Annotated in this window: 16 protein-coding genes; 10 read left to right on the forward strand and 6 right to left on the reverse strand. The window is 54.7% G+C overall.

Annotated elements, in window-relative coordinates; all coding sequences use genetic code 11:
- The first annotated feature begins 9 nt into the window (after positions 1 to 9).
- Genes V6575_RS02190 through V6575_RS02200 form a run of 3 tightly spaced genes read left to right on the forward strand, consistent with a single transcriptional unit; the run spans position 10 to position 3,333 of the window.
- Positions 10 to 1,311 carry an ArgE/DapE family deacylase gene (locus V6575_RS02190; RefSeq protein ID WP_340272378.1) on the forward strand — a complete coding sequence of 434 codons (1,302 nt, stop codon included), beginning with the start codon at positions 10 to 12 and terminating at the stop codon, positions 1,309 to 1,311.
- The gene (locus tag V6575_RS02195) at positions 1,308 to 2,276 is read left to right on the forward strand and encodes an NAD(P)-dependent oxidoreductase (RefSeq protein WP_340272379.1); all 969 of its coding nucleotides are present in this window, start codon (positions 1,308 to 1,310) and stop codon (positions 2,274 to 2,276) included. Before V6575_RS02190 ends, V6575_RS02195 begins: the two co-directional genes overlap by 4 nt.
- Positions 2,277 to 2,286: 10 nt before the next feature.
- The gene (locus V6575_RS02200; protein WP_340272380.1) at positions 2,287 to 3,333 is read left to right on the forward strand and encodes a histone deacetylase family protein; all 1,047 of its coding nucleotides are present in this window, start codon (positions 2,287 to 2,289) and stop codon (positions 3,331 to 3,333) included.
- 3 nt (positions 3,334 to 3,336) lie between these two features.
- On the opposite strand, the gene V6575_RS02205 is transcribed toward V6575_RS02200, so the two are convergent.
- The 4 genes from V6575_RS02205 to V6575_RS02220 all read right to left on the reverse strand — a co-directional run bounded on the left by V6575_RS02205 (position 3,337) and on the right by V6575_RS02220 (position 7,566).
- Positions 3,337 to 4,269 carry a carbohydrate kinase family protein gene (locus tag V6575_RS02205; RefSeq protein ID WP_340272712.1) on the reverse strand — a complete coding sequence of 311 codons (933 nt, stop codon included), beginning with the start codon at positions 4,267 to 4,269 and terminating at the stop codon, positions 3,337 to 3,339.
- A gap of 182 nt (positions 4,270 to 4,451) precedes the next feature.
- Positions 4,452 to 5,498, reverse strand: a complete 1,047-nt coding sequence (locus tag V6575_RS02210) for an ABC transporter substrate-binding protein (protein WP_340272381.1) — start codon at positions 5,496 to 5,498, stop codon at positions 4,452 to 4,454.
- Positions 5,495 to 6,889 carry a sensor histidine kinase gene (locus tag V6575_RS02215; RefSeq protein ID WP_340272382.1) on the reverse strand — a complete coding sequence of 465 codons (1,395 nt, stop codon included), beginning with the start codon at positions 6,887 to 6,889 and terminating at the stop codon, positions 5,495 to 5,497. Before V6575_RS02215 ends, V6575_RS02210 begins: the two co-directional genes overlap by 4 nt.
- 5 nt (positions 6,890 to 6,894) lie before the next feature.
- Positions 6,895 to 7,566, reverse strand: a complete 672-nt coding sequence (locus V6575_RS02220) for a response regulator (protein WP_340272383.1) — start codon at positions 7,564 to 7,566, stop codon at positions 6,895 to 6,897.
- 197 nt (positions 7,567 to 7,763) lie between these two features.
- On the opposite strand from V6575_RS02220, the gene V6575_RS02225 reads away from it, so the two are divergent.
- The 3 genes from V6575_RS02225 to V6575_RS02235 all read left to right on the forward strand — a co-directional run bounded on the left by V6575_RS02225 (position 7,764) and on the right by V6575_RS02235 (position 10,838).
- Entirely contained in the window at positions 7,764 to 8,753 is a 990-nt protein-coding gene (locus tag V6575_RS02225; RefSeq protein WP_340272384.1) for a Bug family tripartite tricarboxylate transporter substrate binding protein, read from the forward strand.
- Positions 8,754 to 8,855: 102 nt separating this feature from the next.
- Positions 8,856 to 9,287: a tripartite tricarboxylate transporter TctB family protein gene (locus tag V6575_RS02230; protein WP_340272385.1), complete on the forward strand. Its 432-nt coding sequence runs from the start codon at positions 8,856 to 8,858 to the stop codon at positions 9,285 to 9,287.
- A 15-nt stretch (positions 9,288 to 9,302) separates the two neighbouring features.
- A complete protein-coding gene (locus V6575_RS02235; RefSeq protein WP_340272386.1) occupies positions 9,303 to 10,838 on the forward strand; it encodes a tripartite tricarboxylate transporter permease in 1,536 nt (511 codons plus the stop codon).
- A 95-nt stretch (positions 10,839 to 10,933) separates the two neighbouring features.
- On the opposite strand, the gene V6575_RS02240 is transcribed toward V6575_RS02235, so the two are convergent.
- Together V6575_RS02240 and V6575_RS02245 are read right to left on the reverse strand one after the other, a co-directional pair.
- Positions 10,934 to 11,995 carry an ABC transporter ATP-binding protein gene (locus V6575_RS02240; protein ID WP_340272387.1) on the reverse strand — a complete coding sequence of 354 codons (1,062 nt, stop codon included), beginning with the start codon at positions 11,993 to 11,995 and terminating at the stop codon, positions 10,934 to 10,936.
- Between the two features lie 23 nt (positions 11,996 to 12,018).
- Positions 12,019 to 12,798, reverse strand: coding sequence for an IclR family transcriptional regulator (locus V6575_RS02245; RefSeq protein WP_340272388.1), 780 nt, complete (start codon positions 12,796 to 12,798; stop codon positions 12,019 to 12,021).
- A 173-nt stretch (positions 12,799 to 12,971) separates the two neighbouring features.
- Here V6575_RS02245 and V6575_RS02250 point away from each other — a divergent pair, with 173 nt between their 5' ends.
- The 4 genes from V6575_RS02250 (at position 12,972) to V6575_RS02265 (ending at position 18,100) form a co-directional block, all read left to right on the forward strand.
- Positions 12,972 to 14,204 (forward strand): ABC transporter substrate-binding protein, encoded by a 1,233-nt coding sequence (locus V6575_RS02250; protein WP_422785513.1) that lies wholly within the window; start codon positions 12,972 to 12,974, stop codon positions 14,202 to 14,204.
- Between the two features lie 81 nt (positions 14,205 to 14,285).
- Positions 14,286 to 15,173, forward strand: a complete 888-nt coding sequence (locus V6575_RS02255; RefSeq protein ID WP_340272390.1) for a carbohydrate ABC transporter permease — start codon at positions 14,286 to 14,288, stop codon at positions 15,171 to 15,173.
- Between the two features lie 3 nt (positions 15,174 to 15,176).
- Positions 15,177 to 16,025: a carbohydrate ABC transporter permease gene (locus V6575_RS02260; RefSeq protein WP_340272392.1), complete on the forward strand. Its 849-nt coding sequence runs from the start codon at positions 15,177 to 15,179 to the stop codon at positions 16,023 to 16,025.
- Positions 16,022 to 18,100, forward strand: a complete 2,079-nt coding sequence (locus tag V6575_RS02265; RefSeq protein ID WP_340272393.1) for an alpha-galactosidase — start codon at positions 16,022 to 16,024, stop codon at positions 18,098 to 18,100. The genes V6575_RS02260 and V6575_RS02265 overlap by 4 nt, the downstream gene beginning before the upstream one ends.
- Positions 18,101 to 18,124 lie beyond the last annotated feature (24 nt).

Below are 18,124 nucleotides of genomic sequence, written 5' to 3' on the forward strand. Positions count from 1 at the left end.
GACACTACTTTGGACGCTCTGCTGACACAAAAAATCCTGGATGCCGTCGACGCTGGTTTCGAAGAACAGATCACCTTTACAGAAGACCTCATCCGCTTCCCTTCTCTTCGCGGCCAGGAAAAGAACGCTCAGTTGTTTTTAGGTAAAGCCCTCGCCGAGCGCGGTTATGATGTCGACACCTTCGCCATAGACGTCAACAAAATCCATGATCATCCGGGCTTTTCGCCAGTCACTGTGGATTACACCGACGCATTAAATGTGGTCGCGACCCATCTCCCCCGACAGGCCACTGGCAAGTCTCTCATCCTCAACGGGCATGTCGATGTTGTTCCTGAAGGGCCACACGACATGTGGCAGGTGTCTCCGCCGTTCGAGCCAAAGCGGGATGGGGACTGGCTGTATGGCCGGGGCAGCGGAGACATGAAGGCTGGCCTGGCAGCCAACATCTATGCACTCGACGCACTACGCCGACTTGGCTTTCAGCCTGCCGCCAAAGTACACATTCAAAGCGTCGTTGAAGAAGAATGTACCGGTAATGGAGCCCTTGCCTGCCTGATTGAAGGCTACACAGCTGACGCTGCAATCATTCCAGAACCTGAAGATGAAAAGCTTGTCAGAGCCAACACCGGAGTGCTTTGGTTCGAGATTGGAATTGCCGGACATCCTGTGCATGTACGCGAGGCAGGCACCGGAGCCAATGCAATCGAGGCCAGCTTCCGCGTGATCGAAAGTCTGAAACGCCTGTGCGAAGACTGGAATGCGGAAAAAGAAAACTACCCCTATTTTGAGACTGAAGATCACCCGATCAACTTCAACGTCGGTAAAATTGAAGGCGGTGATTGGGCTTCAACCGTCGCAGCCTGGTGCAATCTTCATTGCCGCATTGCGATCTACCCTGGAGATGATCCGAAAGACCGCGCGCGCCAGATCGAGAATCATCTGTCCCGCGAGCTCTCCGGTGACACCTTCCTCGGCAACCGCCCTCCCAAAATCACCTGGAACGGTTTCTTTGCCCGCGGTTATGTTCTGGAAGAAGACACCGAAGCTGAAAAAGCACTGGCAAATGCCCATCGACTTGCCACCCACCAAGACCTGACCAGCTTCGTCACACCATCCTATCTCGACGCCCGTGTCTTTGTGATTTATGCGGACATGCCCTGCCTGGTCTATGGCCCGATCTCTGAAAGCATCCATGGGTTTGATGAACGTGTCAGCTTGGCCTCCATCAAACGCGTAACCGGCACCATTGCCCTCTTCATCGCACAATGGTGCGGTCTCGAAGAAATTACACCTAATGAGGAAACGACGTGACGCAAGGCAATGTCATCGAAGGGGTTTATATCGGCAACCGCTTCAATCTTGAGAAACTGTTCGGCAAGGTATTTGCTGACTACTCTGACCAGGTCAGACTTCGCCACCCCCACGAAATCGAAGACCCGGAAGCCATTCGGTTCGCGCTGGCCTGGCACCCTGATGACGATGCCTTCACCCCCTACCCTAACCTTAGTCTGGTATCGTCCATAGCCGCAGGTGTTGACAGTCTGGTGTCTTGCCCAAGCTTGCCCCAAACGGCCCATGTCACACGCATCCGCGATGAAGCGCAGGCTGATCTCATGGCCGGTTTCGCGGTATGGCAAGTCATCTGGCACCATCGCAATATGGGCCAATACATCCGCCAGCAAGCAACCCCGAAATGGTGGCAACATCCCCTCGACACGCCGCCCAAAGACTACACCGTCGGCATTCTGGGTTATGGCCTCATGGGCAAGGCAATTGCCAGAGCAATCACAGCCGCTGGCTTTCCCGTCGTCGCCGCAGTTCGCACGTCCAAAACCAATGATGCCGATTCTGAAATCGGCGTGCGGTTCGAGACAGGAGCGGACGCAATCCAGAGGGTTGCAGCTCAATCCCAGGTGCTGATCAACGTTCTGCCACTGACCCCTGAAACCGAAAACATCCTGAATGCAGATCTCTTCAATCAAATGTCTCATGGCGCGCGCCTGATCCAACTTGGCCGGGGCCAGCAGCTCGTGGATGACGATCTGGATACAGCCATTTCCACTGGTCAAATCGGCGGTGCCTCTCTTGATGTCTTCCGAAAGGAGCCGCTTCCCGAGGACCATCCATGGTGGAGCAACGAGAAAATCCTGATCACGCCACATCAAGCCAGCGACAGCTCCCGGGCTCTGGTGGCGCAGCAGGTCACAGCGGCAGCGATTGAGACCGTTGCAGGCCGCGTTCCCGCCAATACCGTAGATCGAAACCAAGGCTACTAGGACCCATCGCATGAAAGCCATTTTCGACGAGCGCCAGCTGAAGCATAATCCGGAACATTACTTCCGCCGTGGTGCCTACATCCCGCACCCGGAACAGCCCGAACGCGCCATCCTCATCCGCGACATGCTGATCCGGAACGGTTTTCCGGTCGAACAGCCTTCTGATTACGGCTTAGAGCCGATCAAGGCCGTTCATGATCATGGCTACGTTGAATTCTGGAAAGATGCCTTCGCCCGATGGCAGGCAGAGGCCGGCGATGCTGTAGCCATTCCAACTTATCATCCTGGACGACGCCGAGGCCGAAAGTCCTCGTCGGTATTCGGACAACTCGGCTGGTATGCCACCGATACTTCAGTGCCTCTGACACAGAACACCTATGAAGCAATTTACTGGTCCGCGCAGACAGCTATAGAGACGGCCTCCCGTGTTGCTGCCGGAGACCAGATGGCCTACGGCCTGTGCCGTCCGCCGGGACATCACGCCTTGTCAGATGGGGCCAACGGTTTTTGCATATTCAACAACGCCGCCATTGCAGCGCAGACCCTTCGCGGAAAATTCTCCAAGGTCGCCGTTTTTGACATCGACACCCACACCGGCAACGGCACAATGGATATCTTCTATGAGCGCGCGGATGTCTTCATGTGCTCTGTCCACGTCGATCCAGCGAACTATCCGACATATTATCTGGGGTATGAAGACGAACGGGGAGAAGGCAATGGCGAAGGCGCGACACTGAACCTGACACTTCAGCCCGGCGCAACCGAGGACCAGATATTGGCACGTTTCCGGGAAGGCGTAAAAGCCATTCAGGACTTCGGCGCAGAAGCGCTCGTGATCTCGCTGGGATTTGACATGGCCGAAGATGACCCCCTCTCAGAGGTCGGCATGACAGGCCATGGATTTGAGGTAATGGCCCGCGAGATCGTTCAAATGGGCTTACCAACCGCACTTATCCAGGAAGGTGGATATCTGGGCCCATCCCTGTCGAACAACGCTGAGATCTATCTGACAGCAAGCCGCGATGAACTCGCAAAACAAAAAGATACTCAGACATAAAGCCTATATGTCGAGTTCGCTCCGCCAGGGCGGATTAGCGCCCGCCCTGGAAACGGTGACTGCTGCTGCTTGCCCTCCAAGTGACAATGCACACTTCAATGTTTCGACCGACATACTGGAAATTCCGGTTTTGGTCAGCTGATTTGCATCATCGAGAGATGCGAGAAAACCGGCATTGAACGTATCACCTGCACCGACCGTATCGGCCACAGTGACTTTGCGGCTCGGGACAGTGACATCGCCGCCGGAAGCAAGAAAACCGGTTGCACCTTCGCTGCCACGTGTCACAAGAACAACTGAGACACCAAATTCAAAAAGCTTTGCGGCTTTGTCTTTCAGGCCAGCTTCGCCTGGAACGATCCAGTCCAGATCCTCATCAGACACTTTCACAACGTCCGAATGCCGCAGCATCCTTTCCAATCGCACGCGATAGCGCTCGACATCCCGAATGAAGCCCGGACGGATGTTCGGATCAATCATGACAACCTTGTTGCCAGACTGTTCAATCAAGAGATCCGCATAGAAATCTGCGCAAGGTTCAACAGCAAGGCTGATACCGCCGAAGAACATCGCATTGACTTCATCACCAATACTCGGTGCCTGCGATCGATCCAACACGCGTCCGGCTGAGTTCTCATCATAAAACGTATAACTTGCATGGCCATTCACAAGGCGGACAAAGGCAAGCGTCGTCGGACGATCACTGCGAACGGAAAGCGCCGTATTCACATGACTGGCCATCAGTGCGTCTTCAAGCACCTGGCCAAACAAGTCCGTCGACAGGCCTGTCAAAAGCCCCGTCTTGATGCCCAAACGGCCCAGCGCAATCGACGTGTTGAAGACGGCTCCACCGGCATGCGGCACAAAGCCTGCCTGGCCAGAATTCATCTCACCCGGAATCATATCAATGAGGGCTTCGCCACAGCACAGGATCATATTCTCAGACACCTTTTTTCACTTATGCCGCCTGGGGCTCGGACCAAAGCACACAACGTCGGCTCTCACATAAAGCGCGCCGCAAAATTGCAAATGCCAACGCATATCTCACATCAACCGGCACTGGTTTGTAGAGGATAGGCACGTTCATCTTCAAGAACCAAACAGACTTCTTCTCGACCTTAAGGAAAACTGCTGCGCCATCGCTTGATGAATTGCTCGCGTTTTTGCTTGTCCAAAGACACCAATAGCGACGGAGACAATCCAATCGGACGCAGAGAGGTCTCGCTGACGCTTTCACCTTCATCATCTAGCAATGGAGACCACAACAGAACACGGCGCAACTCCGCCTGCCCTAAAGGGGAAAGCAGGAAGTCCAGGAACCGGGTCGCATCTGCGCTGTTGCGGGCCTGTTTTGGAACCATCAAGGCGCGTGACAAAACAAGCGTATAATCCTGTGGCAGGACAATGCCAATCCGATCATCATTCCTGGAAAGGCTGCGGGCGTAGGATCCAAGAACATTATAGGCAATCAGGTAAGTGCCCTCAGCGACGCCTTCGATAATTTCCGCTGAACAACAGGTCGCAACAACACCCGTCCGTCCAAATGATTCCAGAAGCGCACCAAATGTCGTTGCCTCTCTGGAATCAGAAAATGCAAAAAGATAGCCGAGCCCCGAGCGTTCAATATCATAGGTCGCAACACGCCCCGCGTAGCGTGACAAGGATGGGCGGAGCAAATCCAGAAGGTCGAAGCGGGATTGCGGCACCTCAAAACTCGGCACCAGAGCGCGGTTATAGACCATCACTGCTGGTTCCCGTGTTATCCCCCACAACTGATCACGCCATCGGAGCACACTCTGCATACCGCTCGTTTGAACAGATCGATGCGTCAAAGCACAAGCTTCATTGACGAGTTTGACCATCTGGTGGACACCCGAACTGATAATCAGATCAGCACCAGGAACATCTTCACGGCACTCACTCAAGCTCAGCTCGAACAAATCATTCGATCCCCATTGCTCATATGTGATGGCCAATCCCGGCTGCGTGTCCAAGAAGGCTTCGACAACAGAGCCAAAAACAGAAATATCTGTCGTTGAGCGGATAATCAGGGAACGCGTAGGTTCAACAGAACCAAACTGACGCGTCATTTCCTGGGCCAAAACTGGCATAAACATATAGCCAAACAACATCACTGAGAGAGCCAGCAGGTTTGAAAGTCTCATGCCTTACCTCCTGCAATGGGTAATGCCAGCGTCGTTCGAAACTTGCTGTCATCACTCTCGCTAAGGTGCAATTTTCCACTAAAGGCTTCTGCTACAGATTTTGCAATGGAAAGGCCTAATCCTGCACTGTCGCCTTTCGAGGCCGCGGACCGGGTGAACCGGTCGCCAAGGGCATTACGTATCGATTCGGATGGTCCAACACCTTCATCTTGCACCCAAAGGCAGCCTTTATCGCCCTGAACATCGACCCCGATCTGAACAGTGCCCTTACCGTGTTTCAACGCATTGTGGAGAAGGTTCTTGGTCGCTTCGCCAAGTGAATGCTCATCCGCAAGAACCAGTATCTGTACATCGCCAATGACAAGGTTCACGTCCCTCCACGGTGCCAGAAGATGGTGATCTTCGCTCTCAAAAACCTCAAGTGCGACATCCCTCAAATCGACAATTTCCCGCCGTACACTGTCACTGCGGTGAACCACCAACGCCCGGCTCAGCATCTGATCGAGCAGTCGGCCGAGGCTGACAGACCGCTGATGAATCCGCTCGACAATCACCCGCCGATCCGCCTCATCGGTTTCATCAGCAGCCAGATCCGCCTGCGCCCGCAGTGCGGCAACAGGAGTGCGCAATTGATGTGCTGTATCTGAAATCAAGTTGCGCATGGATCCCATCTGGCGATCCAGTCGCGCCATGAAATCATTGAGCGCGCTGACCATAACCGCTGCTTCTCGTGGCACGGCAGGGTCCATTGGGGTGAGGTCATGGGGATCACGTCGGGCAAAGACCTCACCAATGCGATCAAGCGGCTTCAAGGCGGAGCGCACAACAAGCCCGGCCAAAAGCAACATTGCTGCACCGGACACCGTCAACGCTGCAAGCGCATTGCGGGTGATATCCAGTGCCAACGCATTACGAGCCAACAAGGTTTGACCAACAACGATCAAAACTGTTCCATTGAGATCTCGTTCGGAAAACCGCCGGGACACCGACACAAAACGGGCTGCTTCGCCAATAAAGTCCCCGTCATAAAACTGAACATTGCTCTTTGACCGTTTGGAAGGAACAGCAATCGCGTCATAACCAGTCAGCGTCTCCCCATCAGTTCCGATCACGCGATAAGCGATACGATCATCAGGTGCCAAAGCAAGAAGCTCAAAAGCGGATGTCGGCAAGTCCACCAGAGGCTTCCCATCCTGCACCGAAATGGACGCAGCAACATCGTTTGCAGCTCCAAGCAAAAGACGATCATAAGCTTCACGAGCAGCGTCCCGGCCATATGTGAAAGCGGCGAAAGACACAAACACGCCGCCAATCAGCAGCAAGGTTGCAACCGCCAAAGACACGCGAGCCGTCAAGGACATAGTCGCCAAGGTGATGTGCCAACTGAGCATGAGGCCTATGTATCCAGGTCGAGTTTGTAGCCAAGACCACGCTGGGTTTCGACGTGAACGCCTGTACCAGCCAGCTTCTTGCGCAAACGCCCAACGTAGAGTTCAATCGCGTTCAATCCAACATCAGCGTCATCAAAGGAAAACAGACCCTCAAACAACCGTTCCTTGCTCATAACCTTGCCCCGGTTGCGAATGAACAGCTCCAAAAGGGACAGCTCCCGCCTGGTCAGTGTCATCGGCACACCCTCCTTGCGCAACACCCTCGCTGTCGGATTGAAACTCAGGCTACCAAGGGTGATCTCCTGCCCCTTTTCGCCTTGTTCACGCCGATAAAGTGCCTGGATCCGGGCCTCCAGTTCCCTCTGGTCAAAGGGTTTGACCAGATAGTCATCTGCCCCAAGGTTCAACGAAGATACCCGGTCGTCGACAGAGAACTGCGCCGTCAACATCAACACAGGCGTTCGATCACCCGCTGACCGCAACTGCTGAAGGAGGTCCGTGCCGACACCATCGGGCAGATTGATGTCCAGCACGATGACATCGTAAGATTGTACGTCAAGAAAGCCTTCTGCGTCCGCAAGCGTCTTGGCCAGGTCGCAAGCGATACCGGACCTCCCCAGCCTGATCATGATGGCTTCGGCCATATCAATCGTATCTTCGACAAGTAACAGGCGCACCCCACACTTCTCCTTCCAAGTGTTCTGCACCACCAGCGCGTGAACATGCAACCGCAGCATCAAGATTTGACAGGTTGGTGACAGTTTCAAGGATTAACATCCCGGTACCGATCCCTGCGAGGAGCCCATACACCATGGGGCAGTGGAACGCCGCAAGCCTGAAACAACAGGCAGCATGATTTTGGAGGAAACTTATCATGACATTCAAATTCACCCGCCACTTCCTGGCGGCAGCTTTCGTCAGCGTGTCCGCATTCAGCGTACAGGCTGCAGATTTCAGCCCTGAAAATCCAGAATGCATCGCACCTGCCAATCCAGGCGGCGGTTGGGATTTCACCTGTCGTCAGGTTGGTAAATCCCTTCAGGATCAGAAACTGATTCCGTCAACCATGCAGGTCGTAAACATGGCCGGCGGTGGCGGCGGTGTTGCCTTTGCTTATGTCACAAGCAAGCGCGCTGACGACAACGACCTGATCGTGGCCGCATCTTCCGCAACAGCAACACGGTTGGCCCAGGGCGCTTACCCAGGCAACACACGTGATCAGGTTCGCTGGATCTCGTCCGTTGGCGCTGATTACGGCGTGATCGCGGTTGCTGCTGACAGCAAGATCAACACGCTTCCTGAGCTGCTGGACCAGATCAAGGCTGACCCGCGCTCAATCGCGGTTGCCGGTGGTTCTGCAGTTGGTGGCTGGGATCATTTGAAGGTCCTCATCGCGGCCAAGGCCAATGGCGTCGAAGACGTTCGCAAGATCAAGTACATCGCGTTTGATGGTGGTGGCGAAGCTGTCACCCAGCTGCTGGCCGGCTCTGTTCAGGCCTTCACGGGCGATATTTCCGAAGCCAAGGGCTTTGTTGACAGCGGGGACATAAAGGTCCTCGCAGTTCTGTCTCCTGAACGCCTTCCAGGTGAGTTCGCGAAATTCCCGACGGCCAAGGAACAGGGCATTGATGCCGTTGGTGCCAACTGGCGCGGGTTCTACGGACCAGGCAACATGAGCGATGAAGCTTATGCCTATTGGGTGGACGCGATTGCCAAGCTTTATGCATCAGACGAGTGGAAGGCCACTATGGCTCAAAACGGTCTGGCTCCCCTCGACCTTCAGGGCCCAGAGTTTGAAGCATTTGTGAGCGATTCCGTGGATTCGATCACTGGCATCTCAAAAGAAATCGGCATTTTGCAGTAAGCTGATTTGAAGCCGACACGGGGAAACGCGTGTCGGCTTTTTACACTCAAGCGCACATCTTGAACGCGCATATCAAAAATAATAAATCTGGGGGAGGCACTTGTGAGTGACCGTATTTTCGGCGGGATTGGTCTCAGTCTCGCATTGATTTTCATCTGGCAAGCTACTCTGGTTCAAGAGAGCTTCATGTCGGATGAAGTAGGCCCCAAGGCCTTTCCGATCATCATTGGCATTATCATGGCCCTGTCGTCGATCTACTTCCTTGTGAAGCCTGATCCGGAGCCACATTGGCCGCGCATTGGCCGGTTCGCAGAAATCGCCTTTGCCGCACTTTCAATGGTGGCTTACGCCCTTGCCCTTCCAGAGGTTGGCTTCCTGATCGCGACCGCAGTCGCATCTGCCTATCTGACCTGGCGTTTGGGAACAGCACCTCTGCAATCGATTGTTGCAGGCGTCCTCACCTCAGGCGGTATCTACATCGTCTTCCGTCTCATCCTCGGGCTGTCGCTTGCCCGCGGCCCCTTCGGCTTTTAACGGGAGCATTTGCAGATGGACACCCTCAGTTCTCTCGCCGATGGCTTCGTTGTCGCGCTCACCTGGCAAAATATTCTTCTGGCACTTGTTGGTTGCCTTCTCGGAACCATCATGGGTGCCTTGCCAGGACTGGGCCCAAGCAACGGCGTCGCCATCCTGATCCCATTGGCTTTTTCACTTGGCCTGGATGCAACACCTGCCCTCATTCTCCTAACCTCGGTCTATTACGGAGCTATGTATGGCGGCCGGATATCATCAATCCTGCTGAATATTCCAGGTGATGAACCCGCCCTCATGACGACCCTTGATGGCTATCCGATGGCTCAGCAAGGCCGTGCTGGCGAAGCCCTCGCGCTTTCCGGCATTGCCTCTTTCGTTGGTGCATTCTTCGCCACATGGGGCCTCGTGTTTCTTGCGCCCCAGCTGGTCAAGATCGCCCTGCTGTTCGGCCCGGCTGAATATTTCGCTCTGTTCACATTGGCCTTCGCAACACTCGGCGGCATCTCGTCCACCAACCAGGCAAAGTCTGCCTTCGCAGCAGCATTGGGCCTCGGTCTGGCGACGATTGGGATTGATGGCCAAACCGGCGTGCCTCGCTTCACCTTCGGCGAAGTCCACCTTTATGACGGCATTGATTTCCTGGTCGCTATTGTCGGATTGTTCGCTCTGTCAGAAGTTTTCATCTTCCTGGAGCACCGCAACAAGGACACAGTGGACGATTCCAAGGTCAAGGTTGGCCGGATCATTCCACCATGGAGCCTGATCAAATACTGCACGCCGACCATGCTTCGAACCAGTGTTCTGGGCTTCATCGCAGGCGTTCTGCCGGGTGCCGGTGCGTCGCTCGGATCCTTCATTTCCTATTCGATGGAAAAGCGTCTGGTCGACAAGGAAGGCACCTTCGGCAAGGGCGACCCACGCGGTGTGGCAGCGCCTGAAGCTGGCAACAATGCTGCGGCTGGCGGGGCTCTTGTTCCGATGCTGGCCCTTGGTGTTCCGGGGTCAGGAACCACAGCCGTTCTCCTGGCGGTTCTGCTGTCGCTGAACATCACGCCCGGCCCCCTGCTGTTCAGCCAGAACCCGGACGTTGTCTGGGGCCTGATCGCAGCGCTGTTCATTGCCAACTTCATGTTGCTGGCTATGAACATTCCGATGGTGGGCATGTTTACGCGCCTGCTTTTGATCCCGTCCCGCATTCTGATGCCCATTGTCGCGATGATTTCCTTTGTTGGTATCTACGGCATCTCAGGATCAACGTTTGATCTGATGGTCATGATAGCTTTCGGGCTTCTGGGGTGGGTCCTGCGCAAGCTCGACGTGCCTCTGGTTCCTGTGATCCTTGGGACGTTGCTCGGGAATGCCATGGAGGCCAACCTGCGGCGCGCGGTGACGATATCGAACGGGGATTGGTTCACGCTGATCGACAGTCCGCTTGCCATCACGCTATGGACCGTTGCCATCGTTGGTTTCATTCTGCCAATCGTCTTTGGCAAAGTTCTGAAGTCACGCATGAAAATGAAAAAGGCTGACGAAAGTTCGACTGTCGACTGACAGCCAGAATTACACGACTGCTGGTAAGACATGAAAAAGGGCGCGGGATCATCTCCGCGCCCTTCTTATTTAAAGCACCAAACCTAAAACGCCCGTCAGCGCAGACGCTTTTCAGTCTCCGCATCAAAGAAAAACACCGTTCCATCCTCAGGCCTCAACAAAGCCCGAACGCCAGACACAGGGGCATCTTCGCCTTTGGTTTCGACCACAAGTCGTTCTCCGGTTGGACAGACAAAGTACGTATAGGCAACGCCGCCGAGCTGCTCGGTCAAGTCTGCCTCAGCGCCATCGTGCGCCGGTTCGATCTGAATATGTTGGGGCCGAATGCCGACGATTACGCGCTGGCCCACATTGGGCAACCGGACCGATGTCGGAACACTCACGCCACCGAACGCCGGCACTGTCACCGCACCGGCAGCAGCGATACCCTCGACAAAATTCATGCTGGGCGAGCCGATGAAGCCAGCCACGAACTTGTTGTCCGGATCGGAATAGAGCGCCATCGGTGAGCCGACCTGCTCAATGTAACCATCCCGCAGAACAACGATCTTGTCGGCCAGTGTCATGGCCTCGACCTGATCATGTGTCACATAGATCATCGTTGCGCCGATGTCCTTGTGCAGCCGCGCGATCTCGACACGCATATCGACACGCAGTTCTGCATCCAGGTTCGACAACGGTTCATCGAACAGAAAGACCTCGGGGCCGCGAACGATTGCACGGCCAATTGCAACACGCTGACGCTGCCCTCCGGACAAGGCCTTCGGCTTGCGTTTCAGATACTCGTCCAGTTTCAAAATGCGACTGGCTTCGCCAACTTTCTCGGTGATCTCGTCTTTCGGGTGGCCGTTCATTTTCAGGCCAAACCCCATATTCTCTTCCACTGTCATGTGCGGATAGAGCGCGTAGGTTTGAAACACCATGGCAACACCACGATCGGACGGGTCAGCATCTGTCACGTCGCGTGCACCAATAGAAATCTGACCGCCAGTGGTCTCCTCAAGTCCTGCAATCATTCGCAAAAGCGTCGATTTCCCGCAGCCGGAGGGGCCAACAAAAACGCAAAACTCCCCATGTTCAACGACAAGGTCTACCCCATGGATGACTTCTAGATCACCGTATTTCTTGACCGCCTGGGTCAGCGTAACGCCTGACATTGATTTGAGGCTCCTTGAATAATCTAACCGGGAAATTGCCAGTCTTCTGCAGCAGCCGAGATCTTGGCCGCCGTTTCCAGAAGATCAGGGCGAAAACGCTCAAGGTCCTCAACGGACTTGCGCTGTGTGGAAGTGGTCACGGAAAGCGCACCTAGCGGGCGCTCGGAAAGGCTGAGTATCGGCGCCGCAATGCAGATAATGCCCGGCTCATGCTCTTCCCTGTCGAATGAAACGCCGTCCGAACGAATAGACATCAATTCGCTTCGAAGGCGCTCGGATGTCGTCAGGGTGTTCGGGGTATAATGATAAAATGACTGTTTCTGGATCACCTGCGACAGCTGCGGCTCATCCAGGAACGCCATGATTGCCTTGCCCACGCCTGTGCAATAACCCGGACCGATTTTGCCCGCCTGAGAGAACATTTCTATCGGCGATGCAGCTTTCCTCTTGTCGACATACAGCACTTGGCCATTGTCGAGTTGGGCAAGGTGAACAGTCTCCCCTACCGCTTGTGCGAGATGGTCGATAAAGGGACGCGCTATGGGGGCCAAAGAGCTCTGCTGCCAGGCGGCATGAGCCAGATGCATAAGCCGAAGGCCGAGGGAATATGTTTGCTGTTCATCGCTGTAGGACAGCATTCCCTGACGGACCAAGGTCTGCAAGAGCCGATAAAGCGTCGCTTTGGGATGAGAACTTTCAGCAAGCAGCTCATGAAACCGAACCGGCCGCGCCTTTTCAGCCACCTTGTCGAGGACATCCAGTGCCTTTCCGACAGTTCCGTCCCCGCCGGTCTGTTTGTTCATTCGACACCTCCCAACGCCCTGCCTTTTTGCAACGAGCGGTTGACACCATAGGACCAATCCAACATAGTTTCAATAGTTGGACTTAAGTTCCATTATTTGGAACATAATTCACTTCGGTGAAAGTACACAACTGAGCTTGAGAGGGTTCAGATCTGGGAGGAAACGAAATGCCTATGAAATTCACGACAGCGCTCGCCGGACTCGCGGCGTCAACAATGATGATAAGCACCGCAATGGCGGGCGAGCTTGTGATCAACACAGACACATCCGATCCAGCGCCAAAGGCTGCGTTCGAAGCTTTGATCAAAGGATTTGAAGCCGAAAATCCAGACATCAAAGTCACCTGGAACCTGTTCGATCATGAAGGTTACAAAACCTCGATCCGGAACTTCCTGACAGCAGACGCGCCCGACTTGGCAAACTGGTACGCTGGCAACCGGATGCTGCCATACGTCAACGCTGGCTTGTTTGAGCCGGTTGATGATGTCTGGGAAGAAAATGGCCTCAACGACTCCTTGGCATCGGCCAAAGGCTCGATGACAATCGACGGCAAACTCTGGGGTGTGCCTTACACCTACTACCAGTGGGGCGTTTACTACCGCAAAGATCTGTTCGAACAAAACGGCATTGAAGTTCCAAAAACCTGGGATGAGTTCAAGGCAGCTGGCGCAACGTTGACCGAAGCTGGCATCACGCCGGTTACAATCGGCACCAAATACCTTTGGACCGCTGGCGGAGTGTTCGATTATCTCAACCTGCGCACCAATGGCTATGACTTCCACATGGCTTTGACCAAGGGCGAAATTCCCTGGACAGACGAACGTGTCATCGCCACGATGAACAACTGGAAAGAACTGCTCGACGCGAATTTCTTTATTGAAAACCACGCAGCCTACAGCTGGCAGGAGGCACTTGCGCCGATGGTCCAGGGCGATGCAGCCATGTATGTCATGGGCAATTTTGCAGTCGCTCCTTTGCGAGAATCCGGTCTGACAGACGACCAGATAGGCTTCTTCCAGTTCCCGATCATCGATCCGGACCTTCCTGTTGCTGAAGAAGCTCCAACAGACACAATCCACATTCCGGCCAATGCCAAGAACAAGGAAGACGCGAAGAAATTCTTGGCCTACCTCGCCCGTGCAGACGTGCAGACCGAGATCAACATGACCCTCGGCCAGCTTCCGATCAACAAAAACAGCGAAGTCTCAGACGACAAGTTCCTACAGGCTGGCTATGCCATGTTGAACTCAACGACTGGCGGCATTGCGCAATTCTTTGACCGCGATGCACCTGCCGAAATGGCAAAGGCTGGCATGGAAGGTTTCCAGGAATTCATGGTCAAGCCTGAGCGTATGGATGCGATCCTGCAGCGTTTGGAAAAGGTCCGCAAGCGCACCTACAAATAAGACCTCAACAGGTCGGCATGGTGTTTTCAAACACCATGCCGACATTTTACGCCAAGCCCATTTTCATCGAAGAGTTTTGCCATGACCTTGTCCTGGAAAAAGAACCAGCAACGCCTCGCGCCCTGGCTGTTCCTTGCGCCGGGCATTCTCATGTTCCTGGTCTATGTGATTTTGCCGATCTTCCAATCCATGAGCATAAGCCTTTATGAATGGGATGGACTGGGCAAGGCGGAATACATCGGCATCAATAACTATGTCGAGCTGATGGACGATGACGCATTTTATACATCTTTGAAAAACAACATTATCTGGCTTGTTCTTTATATGCTGGCCATTCCGGCGGGCCTCGCTGCCGCCTTGTTTTTGAACCAGACAATCACAGGGATTCGGATTTACAAATCCCTGTTCTTCTTCCCTTTTGTGATCTCTCAGGTCGTTGTCGGCCTGGTGTTCGCCTGGTTCTATGATCCAAATTACGGACTGCTGAATGTGGTGCTGGGTCTGTTCGGCGCGGAGCCCATTGCTGTGCTCGCAGACGAGCGATACGTCACCTACGGCATCATTGTCGCGGGTCTGTGGCCGCAAACAGCCTATTGCATGATCCTTTATCTTACCGGCCTGAACGCGGTGGATCCTGAGCAGATCGAAGCCGCCCGCCTCGACAATGCCAAGGGCTTCCGAATGCTCTGGTACATCATCTTGCCACAACTCAAGCCCGCCACGTTCATTGCCATGGTGGTAACGACAATTGGCGCACTCAGAAGCTTTGATCTGGTCTCGATCATGACCGACGGCGGCCCCTGGGGCTCCAGCCGCGTGCTCGCTTTCTTCATGTACGAGCAAGCCTTCTCCGAATACGGCTTCCGAATGGGTTACGGCGCTGCCATTGCTGTGGTGCTGTTTGCAATCATGATGATCTACATCAGCGGCTTCCTCTGGAAGATGCAACGCGACGAGCGGGGGCGCTAAGCTATGTTTCCAACACCCATAGAACGCACCTCTCGCCGCACTCAGGTTCTCTACAAAGTCGCTCTGCCGATCTCGCTGATTTTTTGGCTGCTGCCCTTGTTGGCCGTCGCGCTGACATCCGTCCGGTCCGCCGGAGACATTACCGCCGGCAATTACTGGGGCTGGCCAACGTCTTTCAACATGATCGAAAACTACACCGCGATTTTTGAAAACACACCGATCGGCCAATACATTCTGAATTCTTTCAAGGTGACGATCCCGACCGTGATTGGTGCTGTCGCCTTGTCTTGTATGACCGGGTTTGCTCTGGCGGTTTATCGTTTCAAGGCGAACCTTTTTATCTTTTTCATGTTCATTGCGGGCAACTTCGTTCCTTTTCAGATCCTGATGGTCCCAGTACGCGATTTCACCCTGCAGCTTGGGCTTTATAACTCAATCACTGGCCTCGCCTTGTTCCACATCGCCTTCCAGACCGGCTTCTGCACCCTGTTCATGCGCAACTTCATCAAGGCCATGCCATTTGAGCTGATTGAAGCGGCAAGAGTGGAAGGCGTCAGCGAAATCCGGATCTTCTGGTACGTGGTGCTACCGCTTATGAAGCCAGCGATTGCAGCCTTGTCCGTATTGATCTTCACGTTCATCTGGAATGACTATTTCTGGGCCACCGTGTTGACGCAGGGCGCTGAAAGCCAGCCGATCACGGCAGGTCTCTATTCGCTGAACGGCCAATGGGTCGCTGCATGGCACCTGGTCTCTGCCGGCGCCATCGTCGCCGCCATGCCACCGGTTCTGATGTTCTTCCTGATGCAGCGCCACTTCATTGCGGGGCTCACCCTGGGGGCTGTGAAGTGATCAGAACCTGGCATTTATGCGACAAACAGCAGAGCCTGGTTCTGGCGGCAACTGCAGGAGCGCTCCCGGAAATTGTCTATTGGGGGCCAGCTCTTGGGCCTCATGCAGACCCTGATGCCATCGCAAAAGCTCATGGCTATGGCATCACCGGCGGCATGCTGGACGAACTGCCTGCCCTCAGCATCTCCCCGGAAACCGCCACCGGATTTCACGGGCAGCCCGGAATAGAAGCAAGACGTCTTGATGGCAGAGCAATTGCGCCGCGCTTCAAGTTCAGCTCAGAGCAAAAAGATGCTCAAACTGGCCTGAAGCTCATCTACCAGGATGAGGAAGCCGGTCTGCAACTGGCTTTCACCTTTACATTGGACGAAACCACATCCGTCCTGACTGCCCAGAGCGAGCTGAATGCCGACGAGGACATTGCCCTGTGCTGGCTTGCAGCACCTGCGTTCCCGTGCCCAGCGCACACGAACCATATGCTTGAGTTTTCAGGCCGCTGGTGCTCTGAGTTCCAAAACAACAAGACGCGCTTTTCGCCCGGAGCACGGGAACGAACAAACCGCACAGGCCGAACAGATCACGCGCACTTCCCCGGACTGATTACTCTGGCGGATAGCACAACGAACACGGCAGGCGATGCTTACGGGTCCCACTATGGCTGGTCCGGCGGCCACAGCATGATCGCTGAGGAGCTGGCAGACGGCAGGCGGCAGGTCCAGTTTGGCCACGCCAAAGGCACACAGACCAAAGGCAAGAGCTTCGCTTCTGCCCCGCTGTATGCAACATACTCCTGCACAGGCCTCAACGGCATCGGCACAGCGTTTCAACGGCACGTCAGGGACCGGATCTCAACCGACATCCGCACGCCTCGACCCGTTCACTACAATTGCTGGGAAGCTGTCTATTTCGATCATGATCTGGCTGAGCTGAAAGACATTGCCACCCGCGCAGCAGAACTTGGCGCAGAGCGTTTTGTCCTGGACGATGGCTGGTTTGGTCAGCGGGACGATGATACCAGTTCTCTTGGCGATTGGCAGATTGATCCGCGCAAATACCCGGACGGTCTCTCCCCACTGATCGAACATATCAAGTCCCTCGGTATGGAGTTCGGGATCTGGTTTGAACCGGAGATGGTCAACGAAGACAGCAACCTCTTCCGAGCTCATCCCGATTGGGTGCTTGGCACCCGGAACCAGCCACGCGGCCGCCAACAGCTGGTTCTCGACTTGCGTCAAAAATTAGTGCAGGACTATCTCTACACATGTATCGCAGATGTCCTTGGCGCAAATGACATTGGCTACGTCAAATGGGATCACAACCGGGTCCTGCCGGTCTCCGATGCCAGCCAGACCGACGCACTTTACGACTTACTGAACCGATTGCGCCACGCCTTCCCAAAAGTCGAATTTGAAAGCTGCGCGTCCGGCGGCGGTCGCATTGACTATGGCATCTTGCAGCGAACACAGCGCGTTTGGCTGTCCGACAGCAACGACGCACTGGAGCGGCAAAAAATCCAGCACAATGCGGCTCTCTTCCTGCCATCGCGTGTGACCGGAAGCCACGTGGGGCCGCGCGAATGCCACACCTCTGGCCGTGTTCTCGACATCCGTATGAGAGCCTGGACCGCAGCCCAGCGCCATATGGGTTTCGAGATGGACCCCAGAGAGCTGACAAACGAAGAAGCCGCCGTTCTCAAGTCTGTCACCACATGGTGGAAGGACAACCGCAACTGGATGATGCACGCAGATATTCTGCGCCTTGACACGAATGATGAGGCTGAAATCGCCGAGCTTCACAGATCCGAAAACGGAGACCGCTGTGTTATCTTCTCAGCGCTTCTCACACCCTCGGACCAAATCCTTCCCAAGGCTTTGCGGCTGACAGGTCTGGACCCGGATGCAAACTATCGGATATCCTTGCTTAACCGCCTGGACGCGCCATCCCTGTCACGAGGCAACTGCTCTCTTCTTCACGAAGATATAACGCTTCCCGGACAGGTCCTCATGCACCACGGCCTTCATCTTCCCTGGCGCTTTCCCGAAAGCATTTGGGTCGTTGAAGTTACCCGCCTATGACAAAACGCTTTTCAAGGAACGTAG

Source organism: Roseibium algae, assembly GCF_037783265.1.
Classification (GTDB): domain Bacteria; phylum Pseudomonadota; class Alphaproteobacteria; order Rhizobiales; family Stappiaceae; genus Roseibium; species Roseibium algae.